Origin of the sequence: Kribbella sp. ALI-6-A, from assembly GCF_001984195.1 — a bacterium.
Lineage (GTDB): Bacteria > Actinomycetota > Actinomycetes > Propionibacteriales > Kribbellaceae > Kribbella.
Genome location: NZ_MTQN01000011.1, coordinates 432,609 through 453,471 on the forward strand (window position 1 = coordinate 432,609; position 20,863 = coordinate 453,471).

General features: G+C 70.1%; 18 protein-coding genes. 7 read left to right on the plus strand and 11 right to left on the minus strand.

All coding sequences use genetic code 11. The features are described from left to right. Positions 1-58: 58 nt before the first annotated feature. Positions 59-952, minus strand: coding sequence for a LysR family transcriptional regulator (locus BWI15_RS22605; RefSeq protein ID WP_077016464.1), 894 nt, complete (start codon positions 950-952; stop codon positions 59-61). Positions 953-1,059: 107 nt separating this feature from the next. On the opposite strand from BWI15_RS22605, the gene BWI15_RS22610 reads away from it, so the two are divergent. Continuing rightward, a complete protein-coding gene (locus BWI15_RS22610; protein WP_237771409.1) occupies positions 1,060-1,965 on the plus strand; it encodes a DMT family transporter in 906 nt (301 codons plus the stop codon). Here the strand turns inward: BWI15_RS22610 and hemE are convergent. Then, positions 1,934-2,905 (minus strand): uroporphyrinogen decarboxylase, encoded by a 972-nt coding sequence (hemE, locus tag BWI15_RS22615; protein ID WP_441327725.1) that lies wholly within the window; start codon positions 2,903-2,905, stop codon positions 1,934-1,936. The two genes, BWI15_RS22610 and hemE, sit on opposite strands and share 32 nt — an antisense overlap. Before the next feature lie 229 nt (positions 2,906-3,134). On the opposite strand from hemE, the gene BWI15_RS22620 reads away from it, so the two are divergent. Both BWI15_RS22620 and BWI15_RS22625 read left to right on the plus strand, forming a co-directional pair. Continuing rightward, a complete protein-coding gene (locus tag BWI15_RS22620) occupies positions 3,135-3,737 on the plus strand; it encodes a DUF3000 domain-containing protein (protein WP_077016466.1) in 603 nt (200 codons plus the stop codon). Further along, entirely contained in the window at positions 3,734-4,996 is a 1,263-nt protein-coding gene (locus BWI15_RS22625; RefSeq protein WP_077016467.1) for an HRDC domain-containing protein, read from the plus strand. The genes BWI15_RS22620 and BWI15_RS22625 overlap by 4 nt, the downstream gene beginning before the upstream one ends. A 312-nt stretch (positions 4,997-5,308) precedes the next feature. On the opposite strand, the gene BWI15_RS22630 is transcribed toward BWI15_RS22625, so the two are convergent. From BWI15_RS22630 to BWI15_RS22640, 3 genes are read right to left on the minus strand one after another with little or no spacing between them, the layout of a single operon-like run. Continuing rightward, a complete protein-coding gene (locus tag BWI15_RS22630) occupies positions 5,309-5,797 on the minus strand; it encodes a glutathione peroxidase (protein ID WP_077016468.1) in 489 nt (162 codons plus the stop codon). An 8-nt stretch (positions 5,798-5,805) separates the two neighbouring features. Further along, positions 5,806-6,480 carry a dienelactone hydrolase family protein gene (locus tag BWI15_RS22635; RefSeq protein ID WP_083750941.1) on the minus strand — a complete coding sequence of 225 codons (675 nt, stop codon included), beginning with the start codon at positions 6,478-6,480 and terminating at the stop codon, positions 5,806-5,808. 43 nt (positions 6,481-6,523) lie between these two features. Next, the gene (locus BWI15_RS22640; RefSeq protein WP_077016469.1) at positions 6,524-7,204 is read right to left on the minus strand and encodes a hypothetical protein; all 681 of its coding nucleotides are present in this window, start codon (positions 7,202-7,204) and stop codon (positions 6,524-6,526) included. 229 nt (positions 7,205-7,433) lie between these two features. Between BWI15_RS22640 and BWI15_RS22645 the strand changes: the two genes are divergently transcribed. Both BWI15_RS22645 and BWI15_RS22650 read left to right on the plus strand, forming a co-directional pair. Continuing rightward, the gene (locus BWI15_RS22645) at positions 7,434-8,633 is read left to right on the plus strand and encodes a thiolase family protein (RefSeq protein WP_077016470.1); all 1,200 of its coding nucleotides are present in this window, start codon (positions 7,434-7,436) and stop codon (positions 8,631-8,633) included. Between the two features lie 76 nt (positions 8,634-8,709). Then, positions 8,710-10,824 (plus strand): 3-hydroxyacyl-CoA dehydrogenase NAD-binding domain-containing protein, encoded by a 2,115-nt coding sequence (locus tag BWI15_RS22650; RefSeq protein WP_202817712.1) that lies wholly within the window; start codon positions 8,710-8,712, stop codon positions 10,822-10,824. Positions 10,825-10,889: 65 nt separating this feature from the next. On the opposite strand, the gene BWI15_RS22655 is transcribed toward BWI15_RS22650, so the two are convergent. From BWI15_RS22655 to dxs, 5 genes are all read right to left on the minus strand, one after another. Continuing rightward, positions 10,890-12,209: a peptidase MA family metallohydrolase gene (locus tag BWI15_RS22655; RefSeq protein ID WP_077016471.1), complete on the minus strand. Its 1,320-nt coding sequence runs from the start codon at positions 12,207-12,209 to the stop codon at positions 10,890-10,892. Positions 12,210-12,254: 45 nt separating this feature from the next. Further along, positions 12,255-13,736 carry an APC family permease gene (locus tag BWI15_RS22660; protein ID WP_077016472.1) on the minus strand — a complete coding sequence of 494 codons (1,482 nt, stop codon included), beginning with the start codon at positions 13,734-13,736 and terminating at the stop codon, positions 12,255-12,257. Between the two features lie 70 nt (positions 13,737-13,806). Beyond that, a complete protein-coding gene (locus tag BWI15_RS22665) occupies positions 13,807-15,183 on the minus strand; it encodes a hypothetical protein (protein WP_077016473.1) in 1,377 nt (458 codons plus the stop codon). Between the two features lie 140 nt (positions 15,184-15,323). Further along, a complete protein-coding gene (locus BWI15_RS22670; protein ID WP_237771411.1) occupies positions 15,324-16,583 on the minus strand; it encodes a hypothetical protein in 1,260 nt (419 codons plus the stop codon). Positions 16,584-16,662: 79 nt separating this feature from the next. Continuing rightward, positions 16,663-18,558 (minus strand): 1-deoxy-D-xylulose-5-phosphate synthase, encoded by a 1,896-nt coding sequence (dxs, locus tag BWI15_RS22675; RefSeq protein WP_077016475.1) that lies wholly within the window; start codon positions 18,556-18,558, stop codon positions 16,663-16,665. Between the two features lie 157 nt (positions 18,559-18,715). Between dxs and BWI15_RS22680 the strand changes: the two genes are divergently transcribed. Next, positions 18,716-19,222 carry a DUF402 domain-containing protein gene (locus BWI15_RS22680; protein ID WP_077016476.1) on the plus strand — a complete coding sequence of 169 codons (507 nt, stop codon included), beginning with the start codon at positions 18,716-18,718 and terminating at the stop codon, positions 19,220-19,222. A gap of 40 nt (positions 19,223-19,262) precedes the next feature. On the opposite strand, the gene rfbB is transcribed toward BWI15_RS22680, so the two are convergent. After that, positions 19,263-20,261, minus strand: coding sequence for a dTDP-glucose 4,6-dehydratase (gene rfbB / locus BWI15_RS22685; protein ID WP_202817713.1), 999 nt, complete (start codon positions 20,259-20,261; stop codon positions 19,263-19,265). Between the two features lie 53 nt (positions 20,262-20,314). On the opposite strand from rfbB, the gene BWI15_RS22690 reads away from it, so the two are divergent. Continuing rightward, positions 20,315-20,809 carry a DUF402 domain-containing protein gene (locus BWI15_RS22690; RefSeq protein ID WP_077016478.1) on the plus strand — a complete coding sequence of 165 codons (495 nt, stop codon included), beginning with the start codon at positions 20,315-20,317 and terminating at the stop codon, positions 20,807-20,809. Positions 20,810-20,863 lie beyond the last annotated feature (54 nt).

Below are 20,863 nucleotides of genomic sequence, written 5' to 3' on the forward strand. Positions count from 1 at the left end.
ACCCCTCTAACCCGCCCGACACCCACCACCCCACTTGGTCGGGGGCCGCGGCGGGCCCTCAGCGCTGGATCGTCGCGGCCGCGCGGCGCAAATCGCTGAGCACCGTCCGTACGGCGCGCCGCGCGGCACGCTCCGGGCGGTGGAGCACGTCGATGTGGCGTCCGGTGTGCACGCCGCTGAGCGGCCTGAGCACCAGTGCGGGGTGCGGACGGGCGGTCCACCGCGGCATCAGGGCCAGGCCTCCGCCCGCCGCCACGATCTCGGCGACCACCGCGAAGTCGTTGACGCGGTGGACGATGTCGAGTCGCCGGTTCGCGGCGGTCGCGATGGCGTCGATGGTGGCCATCAGCGGGAAGCCGTCGTGAACCGTGATCCAGGGGTGATCCGCGACATCGCGCGGGGTGAGGCGTCGTTGCGCGGCCAACGGGTGGTCGGCCGGTACGGCGATGTCGAGCGGTTCGCGCAGCAGAGTGACGGCAGTGACTGTGGCCGGCCACGGAGGCGCCTGGTCGAGACGGTGGGCGAGTACGAGGTCGTAGTCCCGGGTCAGTCGCGGGAACTGGTCTTGCGCGACGTCCTCGTCGGCGAGCGAGAGCCGCGGGCTTCCCGGGCGGGCCTCGGCCAGGAGCAGAGGGAAGAACGCGGCGGCCGCGCTGTTGAAAGCCGCGACCGACACCTCGGCGTCCGGCTGGTCGACGAACTCCTCGACGGTGTGCCGTGCCTTGGCCAGCGCGGTCTCCACCTCGATCGCAGCACCGGCCAAGACCTGCCCGGCGTCGGTGAGCACCAGCCGCCGCCCGTCCCGTTCGGTGAGTGGAACCGGGATCGAGCGTTGCAGCAGCCGAAGCTGTTGGGAAACGGCCGAGGGAGTCATCAGCAGCGCCTCGGCGGTCGCGGTGACGCTGCCCAGCTCGCCGAGCTCCCGCAGGATCTGCAACTGCCGTTCGTTCATCCAGAAAGTGTAGTGATTCTTCAGGATCGTTGAAGAAACACGTCCTTGGCTTCACAGTGGAAGCACTGCAGCGTAGGGGCGTGTTCTACGCCCGCCGCACTGACGCAGTGCTTCTGCTCGTCGCCATCGTCTGGGGCTCCAGCTACCTGGCCGCGAAGACCGTGACCTACGTCCTGCCCGTCCTGATCGTGCTGTTCGCGCGGTATGCGATCTCGGCGATCGCGTGCCTGGCCCTCGTCGCCGCCCAGCGCCGGAAGGGGCGATTCACGCGGGACGAACTGCGGGTCGGATCCCTCCTGGGCGTCACCCAGGCCGCCGTCCTGGTGCTCGAGACGTACGGCGTCGCGCACACCAGCGCGGCCAACGCCGGCCTGATCATCAGCCTCACCATCGTGCTCACCCCGCTGCTGGACCGCACGTCAGGCAACGGCCGCCTGCCCCTGCGCTTCTTCGCCGCCACGGGTGTGTGCCTGCTGGCCGTCACGCTGCTGATGTCCGGCAACGGCTTCCAAGCTCCCCGGAACGGCGACCTGCTGATGCTCGCCGCCGCGGTGGTCCGCGCGGTGCACGTCGCGCTCGTTGGGCGACTGACGAAGGACCGCGTCGTCCGGCCGTTGCAGCTGACCACCATCCAGATGGTTGCCGGCTCGGCGCTGTTCGTCGTACCGGCGTCGAGCAGCTTGCCGACGCTGACAAAGGTGGATGCAGCAGTCTGGGGCCAGCTCGTCTATCTCGCCCTGTTCTGCAGCGTGTTCGCGTTCCTCGCGCAGACCTGGGCGGTGCAGAACAGCTCCGCGAGCCGGGCCAGCCTGCTGCTCGGCACCGAACCCGTCTGGGCGGTTGCGGTCGGCATCGGCCTCGGCGGCGAGAAGTTCACCGCCCTGGCGGGTCTCGGGGCGGTGCTCATGGTCACCGGAACGTACTGGGGACAGAGCATCGAACGCGCCACCAACGAGGTGCCGCCGCCACGCCCGGCACCGCCTAGGACGCCGACTTCTCCTGCACGGCTTTGACGATGCGGTGCAGGACCTCCGGGTCGGCGGTCGGGGGGACGCCGTGGCCGAGGTTGAAGATGTGGCCGGGGGCCGCCTTGCCCTCAGTGAGGATGCGGTCGAGCTCGGGCTCGATGGCGTCCCAGCCGGCGAACAGCAGCGCCGGGTCGAGGTTGCCCTGGACCGGCTTCGGCGAGCCGCCGGCGGCGACGACCCGGCGGACGGCCTCGTCCAGCGGGACGCGCCAGTCGACACCCACGACGTCGGCTCCGGCCTCGCTCATCAGGCCGAGCAGCTCGCCGTTGTTCACGCCGAAGTGCAGCCGCGGTACGCCGTACTGCTCCAGCGCGGCGAAGACCTTGGCGGAGTGCGGCTGCACGAACTGCGCGTAGTCACGCGGCGACAGCGCCCCGGCCCAGGAGTCGAAGAGCTGGATCGCCGACGCACCGGCCTCGACCTGGACCGACAGGTACGCGATCGCCACGTCGGCGAGCCGGTCGGCGAGCGCGTGCCAGAGCTTCGGGTCGCCGTGCATCATCGCCTTGGTCCGGGCGTAGTCCTTGCTCGGCCCGCCCTCCACCAGGTACGACGCGACAGTGAACGGCGCCCCGGCGAATCCGATCAGCGGCGTCCCACCCAGCTCGGACACCAACTGCTGAACCGACTCGGTCACGTAGGGCACGTCCGACGGCTCGACCGGCCGGACGGCGGCCAGGTCCGCGGCGGACCGCACCGGCGACGCAATCACCGGGCCGACGCCGGGCTTGATCTCCAGGTCGACCCCGACCGCCTTGAGCGGGAGCACGATGTCGGAGTAGAAGATCGCCGCGTCGACGCCGTAACGGCGTACCGGCTGCAGCGTTATCTCAACGACGAGGTCGGGTCGCGTGCAGGACTCGAGCATCGAGATGCCCTCCCGCACCGCGCGGTACTCCGGCAATGAGCGGCCCGCCTGACGCATGAACCAGACCGGCGTGTGCGGCCCGGGCTCACCCCGGGCGGCGAGCAGGAAAGGAGACCGGTCGAGCGCAGCGGACGGTGTCGAAGGCACGTCCGATGATCCCACGCCGAGGCCGTCGTCCTGACATCTGGTCACCACCGGCGCCCCTCGAACCCCAGCAGCACCCCACATCACACCACCGGCGCGTCGAGACCCGCGTCGGTGCGTGATCAGTCGTAGGCTGCGAAGCATGGGTGCCCGCAAGCAGGTCGACGCGCCACCCGCGGAGTTCGCCGAGGCCCTGACGCAGTTGCGTGAGGCCCGGTTCCGGCCCGAGGTCTTCGTCGAGGAGATGCCCGCGCCGCAGCGGATCGCTCCGCACGCGGCCGCGGTCAGCGCCGACGTGACGGTCGACGGTGACGATGTCGCCACCGGCCGTCTGGTCGTCCTCTACGACCCGGACGGGAACGACGCCTGGCAGTCGACCTTCCGCTGTGTCGCGTACGTGCGTGCGGCCGTCGAGCCGGAGATGGTGACCGACGCGCTGCTCGGTGGCGTGGGCTGGACCTGGTTGATGGAGGCGCTGGCCGACCGGGGTGCCGACTTCCTGGCGCCGAGCGGTACCGTCACCAGGGTGGTGTCGGAGAGTTTCGGCGGGATGGCCGACGACGACGCGACCGCGGAGATCGAGATCCGCGCCTCCTGGAGCCCGATCGCGGGCCCGGACGGCGGAATCGACGTGACGCGGCACGCGGAGGCGTGGGGCGAGGTGCTGTGCACCGCGGCAGGGTTGCCGCCGGTGCCGCCAGGCGTGGTCGCGATGCCTACCCGCCGCGGTCAGCGGGGCCAATGAGCCCGGCCGAGACCCAGCAGTCGCCCGTCCCCGAGGATCCCACCGAGACCCTGCCACTGCTCGAACTGCGCGACGGACTGTCCGAGGTCGTCGACACCGGCAGTGCGCTGAGCGAGGTCGTCGAGGCCTTCCGCAGCGGCACCGGACCGGTTGCGGTGGACGCCGAGCGAGCCTCCGGCTACCGGTACTCCCACCGCGCGTACCTGGTGCAGCTGCGCCGTGAGGGCTCGGGCTCGGCGCTGGTCGACCCGATTCCGTTCGGTGACCTGTCCGCGCTCGGCGACGCGATCGTCGACGCGGAGTGGATCATTCATGCCGCGAACCAGGATCTGGCCTGCCTGGCCGAGGTCGGCATGGTTCCGCGCAAGGTCTTCGACACCGAACTGGCCGGCCGGCTGCTCGGTTATCCCAAGGTCGGTCTGGCCTCGCTGGTCAGCGAAGTCCTCGGGTACCGGATGCGCAAGGAGCACTCGGCCGCCGACTGGTCCACCCGCCCGCTGCCCAGCCCCTGGCTGGTGTACGCCGCGCTCGACGTCGAGATGCTGATCGAGCTGCGCGACGCGATCGAGCTGGAACTGCGCCGCGAGGGCAAGTGGGAGTGGGCCGAGCAGGAGTTCGCCGCGATCCTGTCCGCGCCGCCGCGCGAGCCGAAGCCCGACCCGTGGCGCCGGACGTCCGGCATGCACCGGGTCCGAAACCGGCGCAGCCTGGCCGTCGTACGGGCGTTGTGGGAGGCCCGCGACCAGATCGCCGCGGCCGCCGACATCTCCCCCGGCCGGATCCTGCCCGACGCCGCGATCGTCGAGGCTGCGGCCGCGATGCCGGTCGACCGCGAGACGCTGCAGCGGCTGACCGCGTTCAAGGGCCGCGGCGCGCATCGCCACATGCGGACCTGGTGGGAGGCGATCGACCACGCCCGCCGGCTGCCCGACAGCGAACTGCCCAAGCAAGGCCCCCGGTACGACGGCCCGCCGCCGGCCCGCGCCTGGGCCGACCGCGACCCGGACGCCGCCGCCCGGTTGTCGGCCGCCCGTGCTGCGGTCGGCGAGATCGCCGAGGCGCACCGGCTGCCGACCGAGAACCTGCTGTCCCCCGACACGATCCGCCGGCTGGCCTGGTCTCCCCCGGCCGACCCGCAGCTCGACGTGGTCAGCACGTTCCTGCGCGAGCACGGCGCCCGCGAGTGGCAGATCGGCCTGACCGCGCAGGTCCTCACCGACGCCATCACGGTCACCGCTCCGGCCAAACCGCTGGACTGACCCGGCCGATCGCCCCCACGTCGCTTACGGCCCGTCACCCGCCGCCCACTGCCGGCGGCCGCCGCAACCCCTCACCACCAGCCACCAGCCACGGCCAGATGGTGGGTCAACCCACGAAATGGCCCGTTGGCCCACCAAATACCAGTAGGCCAACGGGCGAATTGCCGGGTTCACCCACCAAATGCCCACCGGTGCGACCCGGATGCGCGAGCGGGTGGGGCGGGGTGAGGTGGGCGGGGGCGTGAGTCTGGGGCGGTGCGGGAGGCCGGGGCGGGGGCGTGAGGCCGGGTGGGGCGAAGGTGGGAAGCGGGGTCAGGCCGGCAGCTGGGCCTCGATGGCTTCGACGACCTCCGGGGATTCCGGGGTGGTCCGGGTGCGGAAGCGCGCCGCGACCGTGCCGTCGGGGGTCACCAAGAACTTCTCGAAGTTCCACTGCACGTCACCGGCGTTGCCCTCGGCGTCCGGGGCGAGCGTGAGCTCCTGGAACAGCGGGTGCCGGTGATCGCCGTTCACCTCGAGCTTGTCGAGCATCGGGAACGTCACGCCGTACGTCGTGGAGCAGAACTCCTGGATCTCCTCGGCCGTGCCGGGCTCCTGACCGCCGAACTGGTTGCACGGCGCGCCGAGCACAGTGAACCCGCGGGACGCGTACTTCTTCTGCAGGTTCTCCAGCTCGGAGTACTGCGGGGTGGAGCCGCACCGTGACGCGACGTTCACGACCAGCACGGTTTTGCCCTTGTACTCCCCAAGCGACGTCTCGGCGCCGGACAGGGTTCGCAGCGGGATGTCGTACAGACTCATGTGGTTCCTCATTCGGCAGGCAGGTGGCGGGACAGGAAAGCGGTGGTGCGCTGCCAGGCCAGCGCGGAGGCCTCGGCGTCGTGGAACGCGGGCATCGGGTTGTCGAACGCGTGCCCGGCGCCCGGGTAACCATGGACCTCGGCGTCGCCGAGCGCGGCGACGATCCGGTCGATGGTGTCCGGCGGCAAGTAGTCGTCGGCGTCACCGAAGTGGTGCAGGCTGGTCGCGTCGACCTTCGGTGCGAGCTCCAGCAGGTTGGGCAGGGCGGAGCCGTAGTAGCTGACCAGGACGTCGGGCGGCGAGACCGCGGCGACGTTGAAGCCGAGCCCGCCGCCGAAGCAGAAGCCGATCACGCCGACCGGGGTGTCGCGGCCGCGCAGGTACTCCAGCGCGGCGACCGCGTCGGAGACGGCCAGGTCCCAGTCGAGGCGTGCGACGACTGCGAGGGCGCGGTCGAGCAGGTCGGGTGCGTCGGGGTCGAGATCGACGTCGTCGAGGCGCCAGAAGATTTCGGGGGCGACGACGTGGTAGCCGAGTGCGGCGAACTGGGCGCCGCGCTCCTGGATGTAGTCGGAGACTCCGAAGATCTCCTGCAGGAGCAACAGACCGGGACCGGTCCCCGAGGGGGCCTCCCAGACATGCACGGGCATCAGGCCGGAGCCGGTGTCGATTTCCAGGGGCACGCCTGCGAGCCTACAGTTTTGTTCGATGTCTTAGCTCTGTGTATCAGCGGGCGTCGACCGACTCTTCCGCGGTGCGGGTGATGCGCTGGAGTCGAGACGACTTGGCCGGGACCCATCTCTTGCACTCGTCGATGGCGGCGCTCAGCAGCCGGTACAGGCGCTCGTCCGGGTCAGGGACGCAGGCCTGGGAGATGCCCTCGACCGCGCACGACACGGCTCGGGGCGCTGTGCGACGGGCGTAGTCCGGCGTACCGCGGTGGGCCTTGGCGGTGAACGCCCGGGCCCACTTGGTTGCTGCCGGGACCGAGTCGAGTGCCTCCTGCGAGGCCGGGTCCAGACTGTCCAGCGGGCGGCCGTCGAGCTGGGCGAGTTGCCTCTCCCCCACGATCAGCGCGACGGCCAGGATGTACTGGCGTTCCTGCGAGACCACCGGCAGGGCTTCCTGGATGCAGACGGCCGTCACCCGCGGAACGACGTGCGGGTCGTCCGGCGTCAGCCCGATCACCGACGGGATCAGCGGCGCCAGCCGGGACCGGCCGGCGTCGGTGGTGCAGTCGTTGACGTCGCGGGCGACTCCCGCCAGCAGCGGGTGCGTGCAGGCGGGGTGGTCCGACCAGGGTTCGCCGGCCAGATAGGACGCGAACTCCATGAAGCAGGCGCCCTTGCGCGGATTGCGGTGCTTGCCCCGGCTCAGGACCGGTACGGCGAGATCGAAGTTGTTCATCAGAGCGACTCCCGAAGCGTGCCTGTGTCCAGCATGCGCCCGATCCCGCCCGCGCGCCACGTCCAATCGCCGCGGAACCTGTGCATCGTCCGGACCGCTGGAAGCGCTGCGTCCCCACCCGCCACCAGGTTGTGAGCAGCCGCACAGGCGTGGCTGCTTGGGGCGGTTCGTTACCCACGGGTAGCATCGGGGTGCTACCCCCTTTCGAAGGCTGACAAAGGAGGGCCTCGTGCCCCGTGAGATCCGCGATGTCGTGTTCGTCGACGGCGTTCGCACCCCGTTCGGCAAGGCCAAGGGCCAGTACGCCGAGACGCGCGCCGACGACCTGGTGATCAAGTGCATCCGTGAGCTGCTGCGGCGCAACCCGTCGCTGCCGCCGGAGCGGGTCGAGGAGGTCGCGATCGCGGCCACCACCCAGATCGGCGACCAGGGCCTGACGATCGGCCGGACCGCCGCACTGCTGGCCGGCCTGCCCAACACCACCCCGGGCTACGCGATCGACCGGATGTGCGCGGGCGCGATGACCGCCGTCACCACCACCGCGTCCGGCATCGCCTTCGGCGCGTACGACGTGGTCGTGGCCGGCGGTGTCGAGCACATGGGCCGGCACCCGATGGGCGAGGGCGTCGACCCGAACCCGCGGATCATCTCCGAGAAGCTGGTCGACACCTCCGCGCTGGTGATGGGCTCCACCGCCGAGAACCTGCACGACCGGTTCCCGACCATCACCAAGGCGCGCACCGACGCGTTCGCGGCCGCCTCCCAGGAGCGCGCCGCCAAGGCCTACGCCAACGACCTGATCCAGCCCGACCTGGTCCCGGTCGCCACCCGCTCGGCCGAGCTCGGCTGGGGTCTGGCCACCACCGACGAGCCGATGCGTCCCGGCACCACGGTGGAGGACCTGGCGAAGCTGAAGACGCCTTTCCGCCCGCACGGCCGGGTCACCGCGGGCAACTCGGCCGGCATCAACGACGGTGCGACGGCCTGCCTGCTGACGTCGGCCGAGGCCGCCGAGGAGCTCGGCCTGAAGCCGAAGATGAAGCTGGTCTCGTACGGCTTCGTCGGCGTCGAGCCCGAGGTGATGGGCATCGGCCCAGTCCCGGCCACCGACAAGGCGCTGAAGCTGGCCGGCCTGACCATCGACGACATCCAGGCCTTCGAGGTCAACGAGGCGTTCGCCGTGCAGGTGCTGGCCTTTCTCGAGCACTACGGCATCGCCGACGACGACCCGCGGGTCAACCCGTACGGCGGCGCGATCGCCTACGGCCACCCGCTCGCCTCGTCCGGCGTCCGGCTGATGAACCAGCTGGCCCAGCAGTTCGAGCAGCGCCCCGAGGTCCGCTACGGCCTGACCACGATGTGCGTCGGCCTCGGCATGGGCGGAACGGTCATCTGGGAGAACCCGAACTGGGAAGGAAACGCCGCGTGAGCGAGCGCCAGCGAGTGAACCAAACAGCACAGCACGGTCTCGCTCACTTGGGCGACGAGCGAAGCGAGGAGTCCAAGTGAACCTGCAGCAGCTGATCGACGAAGCGGTCGCGATCGAGACCGACGAGGTCGTCACGCACGCGCACAGCCGCGACGTCGTGCTGCCGAACAACGCCGGCACACTCGCGCTGATCACGCTCGACAACGGCCACGACCACACCAAGCCGAACACGTTCGGCCCGAAGGGTCTGGCCGAGCTGAACGCCGCGATCGACGCGGCGCTGGCCCGCGACGACGTCGCCGCGATCGCCGTCACCGGCAAGCCGTTCATCCTGGCCGCGGGCGCCGATCTCACCGGCGTACCGAAGCTGGTCGACCGCGAGCAGGCGCTGAACCTCGGCCGGATCGGCCACGGCGTGATGCGCAAGCTGGTCGACGGCGGCAAGCCCAGCTTCGGCTTCGTCAACGGCGTCGCGCTCGGCGGCGGCCTCGAGGTCGCGCTGCACGCGCAGTACCGGACCGTCTCGGTGGCCGCCGGGATGATCTCCACGCCGGAGGTCTTCCTCGGCCTGCTGCCGGGCTGGGGCGGCAACTTCCTGCTGCCGAACCTGATCGGCGCCGACAAGGCCGTCAAGGTCGTGGTCGAGAACGCCCTGAACCAGAACAAGATGCTGTCCGGCCCGGAGGCGGTCAAGCTCGGCATCGGCGACGTGCTGCTGGACTCGGCCGACTTCCTCGAGCAGTCGATCCTGTGGGCGAGCAAGGTGCTGACCGGCGAGATCACCGTCGAGCGCCCGGAGATCGACCGGGGCGACGCGTGGGACGCGGCGGTGGCCCGCGGCAAGGCGTTCGCCGACCTCAAGGTCAGCGGTGCCGCCCCGGCGCCGTACCGGGCGCTGGAGCTGATCGCGGCGGCCAAGGACAACGACCGCGACCGTGGCTTCGCGGCCGAGGACGAGGCGCTGGCCGACCTGATCATGAGCGAGGAGCTGCGCAGCGGGCTCTACGCGTTCGATCTGGTGAACAAGCGGGCCAAGCGCCCGGCCGGTGCGCCGGACAAGTCGCTGGCCCGCCCGGTGAACAAGGTCGGCGTCGTCGGCGCCGGCTTGATGGCCGGTCAGCTCGCGCTGCTGTTCGTCCGCCGCCTCGAGGTGCCGGTCGTACTGACCGACCTCGACCAGGAACGGGTCGACCGCGGCGTCGGCTACGTGCACGGTGAGATCGACAAGCTGCTCGGCAAGGGCCGGATCCGCCCGGACAAGGCCAACCAGCTCAAGGCGCTGGTCACCGGTTCGGTCGACCGAACCGTGTTCGCCGACGCGGACTTCGTGATCGAGGCGGTGTTCGAGGAGCTGCAGCTGAAGAAGACGATCTTCGCCGACCTGGAGAAGATCGTCACGCCGGAGGCGATCCTGGCCACCAACACCTCGTCGCTGCCGATCACCGAGATGGCGGCCGACTTGCAGCACCCCGAGCGCGTCGTCGGGTTCCACTTCTTCAACCCGGTCGCGGTGTTGCCGCTGCTGGAGATCATCCGCGCCGACCAGACCGACGACGCCACCTTGGCGACGGCGTTCGCGGTGGGCAAGAAGCTGAAGAAGTCGTGCGTGCTGGTCAAGGACGCGCCGGCCTTCGTGGTGAACCGGCTGCTGACCCGGTTCCTCGGGGAGGTCAGCGCGGCCGTCGACGAGGGCACGCCGATTCCCGAAGCGGACAAGGCGTTGTCGGCCCTCGGCCTGCCGATGCCGCCGTTCGTGCTGCTGCAGCTGGTCGGTCTGCCGGTCGCGCTGCACGTCGCCGAGACGATGAACCGGGCCTACCCGGACCGGTTCGCGGTGTCGGAGAACCTCGCCAAGGTAGTTGCCGCAGGCAAGAGTTCGTTCTACGTCTGGAGCGCGGACGGCAAGCCGTCGGTCGATCCTGAGGTCGAGGCGCTGGTGACGGTCGGCGACAAGCCGTCCAGCGCCGACGAGCTGCGCACCCGGGTGCTGACCGCGCTGGCCGAGGAGATCCGGATCATGCTCGACGAGGGTGTGGTCGCCGAGGCGCAGGACATCGATCTGTGTCTGCTGCTCGGCGCCGGCTGGCCGTTCCACCTCGGCGGCATCACGCCGTACCTGGACCGCTCGGGCATCGCCGAGAAGGTCAACGGCAAGCGGTTCCTGCCCAAGGGCGTGGCCTCGCTGGCCTGACACCACCTCCCCGAATTGCTGGGGCCGGTCCGGGCCGGAAGCCCGGACCGGCCCCAGCAGCACGATCAGCCGCGGAATTTCCTGACCGCCGCGGCCAGCCCGGCCGGAGTCTTGCCGGTGTGGCGCTTCAGGATCGCGCTGTACGCCGCCTCGCTGGTGCCGTGCACGGCCAGGTCGGCGTACAGGGCAGCGACCTTCTTGATGCCGATGTCGTCGGCCAGGTACTCCACCGCCCACCAGCTCTGGCCGTAGGCGCGATCCCCGTTCTCGTCGAAGCCGGCGCTGTCGGGCAGCTTCTTCATGCCCGGCAGGTACTTCGAGCGCACGCTGCGCCGGTAGGGATCGACGGTCCACTGCGGATCGTCCTCGACCGACCGGCACCGCACGTACTCGGCCAGGCCCTCGGCCAGCCAGATCGGCACCTGGCCGCCCAGCGGCACAGTCGCGACGTGCGTCATCTCGTGCACCAGCAGGTCCTCGTCGAGCTCCTTGCGCAGCGCGGGATTGACCACGATCCGGCTGCCCACCGGCGCGCCCTTGGTGCGCCCGGCCTGGTCTCTGTCGTACAAGGTGACCGCCTTGGCGGCGATCGTCCAGCCGCGGCCGTTCCCCGTCGTCCACAGCGTCGCCATCACGCGCGGCTCGGCCATCGCGACCACCATCACCGAGCCGTCCCACCCCCGCGGCCAGTGCCGGCGGACGGCATCGACCGCGTCCTCGGAGATCCGGGCGATCTTCCGCCCGAGCGCGAGCTCACGCCGGTCGACCACCACGACGACCTTGCCGCGGCGGACCAGCTCGACCTCCTGGAAGTCCCACGGCTGCCGGTGCCCGTCGCGGCTCAGCGTCTCGTCGATCCCGCCGTCCTCGACCAGCAACCACAGGTTCGACCGCTGCACGAATGTGTAGCCGAGATCGGTCTGCACCGGCCGCGGGTCCACTCCGGCGATCTGGTACCGCATCATCACCCGGGTGGTGTACGTCGTGGGGCCGAACTTCTCGGCGAGCTGCGGCGCCGCCCAGGTGTCGGCGGTGAAGTACTTCAGGCTGCTGAACCTGAACTTGCGAAGGTTCACGAACAGCAGCCGCTGCCGCGCGACCAGCTTCGGCTGCTTCGGGTCGACGGCCGCCAGGAAACCCTCCAGGTCGCCCGAGAGCACCGCGACCGCCCGCTTGCCGAGCAGGAGGTCGACCTCGCGTTGCCGGCTCTTCTTCGCCGCCTCGCTCAGCTCCGGCGTCGTCTGGTTGCCCGGAGCACCCAGCACCGCCGCCGTACCGCCGGTCGGTCCACTGCCGTCTCCCGACCGGGTGACGGCCACTGCCCCGGCGGCCCCGGTGATGGCGACCGCGGCCACGGCCGCCACCAGGCGTCTCGGGTGCTTCATGACTCGATCCTGCCCTCAGCCGACATCGACTGAGGGATCGTACCGTCAGGCCCGGGTGATCTCCCCGGTCTGCTCCTCGCGGCCGACGCGACTGCGGCGGTAACCGTAGACGGCGTACAGGGCGAAGCCGATCGCCATCCAGATCGCGAACCGCAGCCAGGTTTCCAGCGACAGGTTCAGCATCAGGTAGATGCAGATCAGCGCGGCCAGGATCGGGACCACCGGGTTGCCCGGCACCCGGAACGAGCGCTCGATGTCCGGGCGGCGCCGGCGCAGCAGCGGGACGGCGATCGCGACCATCGTGAACGCGGCCAGCGTGCCGATGTTCACCATCTCCTCGAGCTTGCCGATCGGGGTCAGCCCGGCCACCAGCGCAACGAGCAGACCGATGCCGAGCGTCAGCCGGTACGGCGTACCGAACTTCGGGTGCGTCTTGCCCAGCTTGGCCGGCACCAGGTGGTCGCGGCTCATCGCGAACACGACCCGCGCGGCGCCGATCATCAGCGTCAGCACGACGGTGGTCAGACCCGCGACCGCGCCGGCCGAGATCAGCGTCGCGAAGCCGGGACGTCCGACCGACCGGAACGCCTCGGCCAGCGCCGCCTCACCGTTGATGTCCTTGTAGTTGACCATGCCGGTGATCACGATGCAGACCAGCACGTAGAGCACGGTGCAGATCGCCAGCGAGCCGATGATGCCGCGGGGCAGGTCGCGCTGCGGGTTCTTGGCCTCCTCGGCGGTGGTGGCGACGACGTCGAAGCCGATGAACGCGAAGAACACCAGCGAGGCGCCCGAGACCAGGCCCATCACGCCGAACGTCGACGGCGTGAACCCGAACAGTGCCTGGAACAACGGGGTCGTGATGCTGACCTCACCGCTCTCGGACGGCACGCTGTCGGGGATGAACGGCGTCAGGTTCGAGCCCTTGACGTAGAACAGGCCGGCGACGATCACGAACAGCACCACGAACAGCTTGACCGCGACCAGCGCCAGGTTGACCCGCAGCGACTCCTTGATGCCGATCGTGGCCAGGACCGTCAGCACGATCACCAGCAGCATCGCCAGCACGTTGACGCTGGAGTCCGGACCGATCGCCTCCGGCCAGCCCAGCCCGATCTGCTCCAGGAACAGCGCGGCGTACGTCGACCAGCCCTGCGCCACGACGCTTGCCCCGAGCATCAGTTCCAGCAGCAGGTCCCAGCCGATGATCCAGGCGAAGATCTCGCCCAGCGAGAAGTACGAGAACGTGTACGCCGAGCCCGACACCGGAACGGTCGAGGAGAACTCGGCGTAGCACAGGGCCGCGAGACCGCAGCAGATCGCGGCGAGCACGAACGACAACGCGATGCTCGGCCCGGCGTAGGCCTGGGCGGCGCGGCCGGTCAGCGTGAAGATGCCGGCGCCGATGATGACGCCGATGCCGAACACGGTCAGGTCCAGCGCGGTGAGGCGTTTCTTGAGCTGGTACTCCGGCTCGTCGGTGTCCGCGATCGACTGCTCGATCGTCTTGGTCCGCAACAAACTCATCAACGCCTCCTTGGATCGGACGGAACATCCCCGAGGGTGCTCCCCTGACGCCATGAGGTCAATCCGCCACTCAGCGTTGGGGCCGGTACGCCTTCAGTGAGATCCACAACGTTGCTTCGGTGTACCCAGTTCGGGTCAGCAGGATGCGGTCGCGATTGGCCTGGTCGGTGCCGTGCCGGGCCAGGTCCTCGTACAACTCCTCCACCGCCCGGATGCCGAGCTCGCGGACCAGGAAGCGCACGGCCAGCCAGCTCACGCCGTACACGTCGGCGTTGCTTTGGTAGAAGCCGAGATCCGACGGCAGCGCGGACAGTCCGGGCAGCGCCTGGTCGATCACCTCCTGCTCCCACTGGGCGACCTCACCCGGCCCGCTGACCGCCTCGATCCCGCGCCAGGACACGTATTCGGCGGCGCCCTCGGCCAGCCAGAGCGGTTCGTAGCCGCCGAGGTCGGCGGTGGCCACGTGGGTGATCTCGTGCGACAGCAGGATCTCGTCGATCCGGTCGCGCTCCTTGGGATTGACCACGATGTACGCGCCGCCGACCGTTCCGTCCGCGGTGTCCTGACCGGGCAGCGAGGTGAACGTCGAGCCGGCGCTGGCCGCGGACTCGACGTCCTCGTCGGCGAACCGCGCGTCCCGGACCTCGGTGTCGTCCAGCGCCGCGATCAGCACCGACCCACGCCAGCGTCGCGGCCAGTAGCCCGCGACCTGGGCCAGCGCTTCGTTGGCCTCGGCAACGATCGCCTCGGCCCGGTCGGTGTCGCCCTTCTCCACGATCGCCAGCACCCGCGGCCCGCGCCGGACCTCGATCCGGCCCAGGTCCCACGGCTCGCGGTGCGCGGTCGGGCCGAGCTCGTCGTCCAGGTCGTCGTCGTCGGTGATGATCCACCGGCCGCCGCGACTGACGAACGTGTAGCCGAGCTCGGTGGTCACCGGGTCGTGGTCGACCTTCGGGATCTGGTACCGCATCAGCACCCGGACCAGGTACGTCGACGGGCCGTGCTCGCGGACCACCGTCTGGTCGAACCGCTCCTCGGCCTGGCTGTAGCCGATCTCGGCGAAGCGCAGGTCGACCAGGTTCGCGAACAGCGTGCGCTGCTCCTGCCGCAGCTTGGTGTCGGCCGGGTCGACGTCGGCCAGGAACAGCCGCTCGTTGCCGGTCCGGACCGCCTTCGCGCGGCGCAGCAGAATGGTGTCCACGGCGAGCCGCCGGGCGGCGATCGCGGCCGCGGTCTTGGACGGCGGCTTGTTGCTCTGGTTCGGTGGGGCGCTCGGAGTGGCGGTCACCGGGGGCCGGCTGCGGGCGTCGTCCTCGCGCTGCTCGACGGCGTACGCGACGCCGCCACAGGTCAGCGCGACCACCACCAGCAGACCCAGCCAGCGGCGGGGTCCGGGGGGCGGTGCCTGAGCACCGCGCCGGGCAGCCTCAGGGGGTGACACACTCACGTCGGGTCGATTCCTCCGGTCCGCCCGTCCAGCGACAGCCCGGCTACCCTACTCGGTCCAGCCGGATCCACCACCGACACGCCGGGTATACAACTTGCCCCGGGATTCCCTGGGAATCCCGGAACCGGTTTCATCATCGGTCAGGCCGCCGCGGCGGCTTTCAGTGCCCGGAAGAGGCCCGCCTCGGTGATGCCGAGATGCTCCATCATGATCCGGTCGCGCTCCCGCTGCGTCTGCCCGAGCGCGGCCATCTCCTGGTAGAGCGTGACCAGCTCCGTACCGCCGTACCGCTCGTGGATCAGGTCGACGGCCAGCCAGGCCAGCGGGTACGACGCGACCGAGTCGCGGAAGAACGTCGCGTCCGGGGGCAGTGCCTTCGCCTTGGCCAGGTACTTGGTGCGGACGGTCTGCCGGTAGGTGCCGACCGCGAGATCCCGCGCGCCGTCCATCGGCAGGAACTCGACCCAGGTCGCGGCTCCTTCGACCAGCCAGCGCGGGGCGAACGGCCCGTACGGCGCGGTGGCGACGTGGGTGAACTCGTGTGCGAGCGTCCGGGCGTCGACCTTGCCGCGGTTGCGCGGGTTGATCACGACGTAGGAGTCGGTGCGCTCCCCCACGCCGCTGACCTCGCCGGGCAGCGACCGGTAGACCCAGGTCGCCATCGCGAGCGCGTCCTCGGCGTTTTTCGGCAGGGTGTAGTCGGCGCCCCGGACGATCTTGTCGTCGAGCGCGATCACGACGCCCGCGCCGGTCCAGCCGCCGGGCCAGCTGCGGCTCACCGCCGTGACCGCGCTACCGGCCTTGGCGAGCAGGCTCGTCGCCAGCCTGGCCTGGTCCTTCTCCACCACGACCAGCGTCCGGGCGCCGCGCTTGACCAGCACCTCGCCGACGTCCCACGCCTCCTGGTGGGAGCCGCGCGGGAGGCGCCTGTCGAGGTCGGTGTCGGAGACGAGCATCCATCGGTTGCCGGGGCGCTGGACGAACGTGTAGCCGAGCATCGTCCGCGCCGGGACCGGGTCGATGCCGCGGATCTGGTAGGTCATCGCGATCGCGACGACGAAGGTGCTCGGGCCGTAGCGATCGGTGATGGCCTGGTCGTACTGCTCCTGGAGGCGCTCGTAGCGCAGGCTGGAGAACCCGAACTGGCGCAGGTTGGCGAACAGCGTGCGCTGCCGGGCGACCAGCGCCTTGTTGGCCGGGTTGACCGCCGCGAGGAACTGGTCCGGCTTGTTCAGCTTGACCGCCTCCGCCCGGGCCGCCAGGACGGCGTCCACCCCGGAGGCTCGCGCGGCGCGATCGATCTCAGGCGTTTTCGGAGCGGCGCCCGTAGCCGCCGGCGGCGACGTACTGCCGGTGCCGGACTTGTGCAGCGCCAGTCCCCCGGCGACGGCGGTCGCCACCAGGAGCAGAGCGATCAGAACCGGCCCGACGCCTCGCCGCCGCGGTGCTGCCGCGTGACGACCCCGGACCGGCTCCGGGTCAGGCGCCGCGGGGCCGGCCGCGCGCGGTGTCGGGCTCACTGGTGATCGCGTCCCCCTGGTGCCGGGTGATCATCTCGATCACGTCGCGGGCCAGTTCCTGACCGGTCAGACCGATCTCCTGCAGCACCGCGGCCCGCTTCGCGTGGTCGAGGAACCGCTGCGGAATGCCGAAGTCGCGGACCGGCGTGCTCACCCCGGCATCCCGGATCGCCTGCGCGATCGCGGCACCACAACCGCCGACGCGGCCGTTGTCCTCGATCGTCACGACGTACTTGTGCTTGCCGGCCAGCTCGACCAGCTCCGGCGCGACCGGCTTGACCCAGCGCGGGTCGACGACGGTGACGCCGAAGCCCTGCGCGCCGAGCCGCCCGGCGACGTCGACGGCCGTCGCGGCCATCGAACCGATCCCGATCAGCAGGACGTCGGTGCCGGTGCGGACCAGGACGTCGGTGCCGCCGATCCGGTCGATCGCCTCGATGTCGGGGAACACCTCGCCCTTGGCGTAGCGCAGCACGGTCGGCGCGTCGTCGACCTCGATCGCCTCGTTGAGCAGTTCGCCGATCCGCTTGCCGTCGCGCGGCGCGGCCAGGCGCAGGCCGGGCACGACCTGGAGCAGCGACATGTCCCACATGCCGTTGTGCGAGGCGCCGTCGTCACCGGTCACGCCGGCCCGGTCGAGCACGAAGGTGACGCCGCACTTGTGCAGCGCGACGTCCATCAGCAGCTGGTCGAAGGCGCGGTTCAGGAACGTCGCGTAGAGGCCGACGACCGGGTGCAGACCGCCCATCGCGAGCCCCGCGGCGCTGGTCACCGCGTGCTGCTCGGCGATGCCGACGTCGAAGATCCGGTCCGGGAACTCCTGCGCGAACGCGGCCAGGCCGGTCGGGTGCAGCATCGCCGCGGTGATCGCGACCACGTCGGGACGGCGATGACCGATGTCGACCAGTTCCTCGGCGAACACGTCGGTCCAGCCGCGCGGCTTGTGCAGCGGGCGGATCTGGTGGAAGTTGTCCTCCTCGTCCTGCTCGGCGGCGGCGTACCCGAAGCCCTTCTGGGTGACCGCGTGCACCAGGACCGGACCGCCGAAGGCCTTGGCCTTGCTCAGCGCGTCCTCCATCGCCTCCCGGTCGTGGCCGTCCACCGGGCCGACGTACTTCAGGCCGAGGTCCTCGAACATGCCCTGCGGGGCGAGCATGTCCTTCAGGCCCTTCTTCACCCCGTGCAGCACCTCGTACATCGGCGGGCCGACGTACGGCGTCCGACCGAGGTTGGTCTTCACCAGGTCGAGGATCTTCTCGTAGCGCGGGTTGGTGCGCAGGCTGGTCAGGTGCGTGGCCAGGCCGCCGACCGTCGGGCTGTACGAGCGGCCGTTGTCGTTGACGATCACGACCAGCTTCAGGTCGTCGCAGGCGGCGATGTTGTTCAGCGCCTCCCAGGCCATGCCGCCGGTCAGGCCGCCGTCACCGATCAGCGCGACCACGTGCCGGTCCTCGCCGCGCAGGCGGTAGGCCTTGGCCAGACCGTCGGCGTACGACAGCGAGGTCGAGGCGTGGCTGTTCTCGACGATGTCGTGCTCGGACTCGGACTGGCTCGGGTAGCCGGACAGGCCGCCCTGCTGGCGCAGCGTGTCGAACTTCGCCGCCCGGCCGGTCAGCAGCTTGTGCACGTAGGTCTGGTGGCCGGTGTCGAAGACCAGCCGATCGCGCGGCGAGTCGAAAACCCGGTGCATCGCCAGGGTGATCTCGACCATGCCCAGATTGGGACCCAGGTGACCGCCGGTCCGCGAGACCGTCTCGACGAGCACGTCGCGAACCTCCGCGGCCAGCTCCGTCAGCTGCTGATCGGTCAGTCCCTTGAGGTCCGCCGGCCCTCCGACCGTGTCCAGCAAGCGCACGAGCTCCTCCGCAGGTTGTCCTCGAATGGTCGAGTCTATGCACCCCGGTGACCGAAACCCGAACGCGGCCGGGCCACCGGAGTGATCTCACCCTACGGGACGCCGCCGAGGCCCGAGTGGTTCACCGGTGCCGCCCATCTCACCTAGAGTAACCGCCATGGAGATGGTGCGGACCCTGTTCCGCAAGTACGACGGCCGCCCGCACCGGTTGATGGAGTCGGTCGACCTCGGCGAGGACGACCACGGCCTGTGGGTCGGCTCCCGCCCCGGCGACCCCGCCCAGCGCGCCGACGGCACCTGGATCACCGTCGACCACCACCGCGTCCGCCTGTTCCCCCGCGGCCAGTGGTGGAGCGCCTTGTTCAACGACGCTCCGCACACCACCGAGATCTACTGCGACATCACCATGCCCGCCGAATTCGGCGTCGCCTCGGTCACCGCCGTCGACCTCGACCTGGACATCCGGCGCCTGCGCGACGGGACCGTCCGGGTGATGGACGAGGACGAGTTCGCGGCGCACCAGGTCCACTACGGCTATCCACCCCAAGTAGTCGCCACGGCCCAGGCGACGTGCGAGTGGATCGTGGCCAACATCACCACGACGGAGCCGTTCCTGACGGTCTACAAGACGTACTTGGACCGCATTCGCGAGCTCAGCGGCTGACCGGCGTACGAGGGACCTCGTCCGTACGCCGGGCGCTCGGTCAGCGGCCGAGGACCTTGTACTTGGCTTCCGCGGTGCCCTTCTGGGGCTCCCACCAAGCGGTGTTGGCCTTGTACCAGTCGATGGTGGCGGCCAGACCCGCGTCGAAGTCGGCGTAGCGGGGGGCCCAGCCGAGTTCGGTGCGGATCTTGGTGGAGTCGTTGGAGTAGCGCAGGTCGTGGCCGGGGCGGTCGTTGACGTGGACGAAGGCGTCCTCGGGCTCGCCCATCAGGGTGAGGATCTTCTGGATGATCTGCTTGTTGCTGCGCTCGTCGCCGGAGCCGATCAGGTAGGTCTCGCCGAGGCGGCCGTCGGTGATGATGCGGTGCACGGCGTCGTTGTGGTCCTCGACGTGGGTCCATTCGCGGACGTTCTCGCCGGCGCCGTACAGCTTGGGCTTGTCGCCGATCAGCACGTTGGTGATCTGGCGCGGGATCAGCTTCTCGACGTGCTGGTACGGGCCGTAGTTGTTCGCGCAGTTCGACAAGGTGGCGGCCACGCCGTACGAGCGGGCCCAGGCGCGGACCAGCATGTCCGAGCTCGCCTTCGAGGCGGAGTACGGGCTGGACGGGTCGTACGCCGTGGTCTCGGTGAACTGCTCGACCGAGTCCAGCGGCAGGTCGCCGAAGACCTCGTCGGTGGAGATGTGGTGCATCCGCTTGTCGTGCTTGCGGACCGCCTCGAGCAGCGTGAAGGTGCCGATGATGTTGGACTTGATGAACGGCGATGGGTCGTTCAGCGAGTTGTCGACGTGCGACTCGGCGGCGAAGTGCACCAGGACGTCGGTGCCGGCGACCAGCTTGTCGACCAGCTCGGCGTCGCAGATGTCGCCGTGCACGAACGTGACCTGCTCGGCGACCGGGTCGAGGTTGCTGCGGCTGCCGGCGTAGGTGAGCGCGTCGAGCACGGTCACCTCGGCGTCGGGGTAGCGCCGCACGGTGTCGTGCACGAAGTTCGAGCCGATGAATCCGGCGCCGCCGGTGATGAGCATCCGTCGCATCGGCACAGGATAGCGATTCAGGAGGTGACCGGCCGCGCCGGTACGGTGACACCATGCGCAAGGTGCGGGTTGTGTATCGCAAGTACGACGGCAAGCTCCACTGGCACCAGTGGATGACGTTCCTGGGAGAGGACCAGTACGGCGTGTGGTTGGGTGCGCCGGCCGGTGCGATCGCCCAGCGCGGCGAGGAGCCGGAGATCGCGATGAGCGCGGCCGTCGCCCAGCTGTTCCCGCGGGACAAGTGGTTCACGGCCAGCTTCAACGACGCACCCCAGAAGACCGAGATCTACTGCGACGTGACCACGCCGGTGACCTTCGGCGAGGACGAGTTCACGATGATCGACCTCGACCTGGACGTGGTGAAGCGGCGCGACGGCAGCTTCTACGTCGACGACGAGGACGAGTTCGCCGAGCACCAGGTCAAGTACGACTACCCCGCCGACGTGATCCGCGCCGCGCAGGCCTCCTGCGACTGGCTGGCCTCCGCGGTGCTGACCGAGGAGCCGTTCCTGACGGCGTACAAGACCTATCTGGACCGGATTCGCTGATCGAGGGTCCTCAGCCCTTGCGCGCGGAATGAGGATCTGCCTGCCACACTGTGC

Bases quoted from the DNA above. Each gene is read 5' to 3' on its own strand.
- BWI15_RS22605 (WP_077016464.1), bottom strand. From the start codon at position 952: ATGAACGAACGGCAGTTGCAGATCCTGCGGGAGCTCGGCGAGCTGGGC.
- hemE (WP_441327725.1), bottom strand. From the start codon at position 2,905: ATGCGTCAGGCGGGCCGCTCATTGCCGGAGTACCGCGCGGTGCGGGAG.
- BWI15_RS22620 (WP_077016466.1), top strand. From the start codon at position 3,135: ATGGGTGCCCGCAAGCAGGTCGACGCGCCACCCGCGGAGTTCGCCGAG.
- BWI15_RS22625 (WP_077016467.1), top strand. From the start codon at position 3,734: ATGAGCCCGGCCGAGACCCAGCAGTCGCCCGTCCCCGAGGATCCCACC.
- BWI15_RS22630 (WP_077016468.1), bottom strand. From the start codon at position 5,797: ATGAGTCTGTACGACATCCCGCTGCGAACCCTGTCCGGCGCCGAGACG.
- BWI15_RS22640 (WP_077016469.1), bottom strand. From the start codon at position 7,204: ATGAACAACTTCGATCTCGCCGTACCGGTCCTGAGCCGGGGCAAGCAC.
- BWI15_RS22655 (WP_077016471.1), bottom strand. From the start codon at position 12,209: ATGAAGCACCCGAGACGCCTGGTGGCGGCCGTGGCCGCGGTCGCCATC.
- BWI15_RS22660 (WP_077016472.1), bottom strand. From the start codon at position 13,736: ATGAGTTTGTTGCGGACCAAGACGATCGAGCAGTCGATCGCGGACACC.
- BWI15_RS22680 (WP_077016476.1), top strand. From the start codon at position 18,716: ATGGAGATGGTGCGGACCCTGTTCCGCAAGTACGACGGCCGCCCGCAC.
- rfbB (WP_202817713.1), bottom strand. From the start codon at position 20,261: ATGCGACGGATGCTCATCACCGGCGGCGCCGGATTCATCGGCTCGAAC.
- BWI15_RS22690 (WP_077016478.1), top strand. From the start codon at position 20,315: ATGCGCAAGGTGCGGGTTGTGTATCGCAAGTACGACGGCAAGCTCCAC.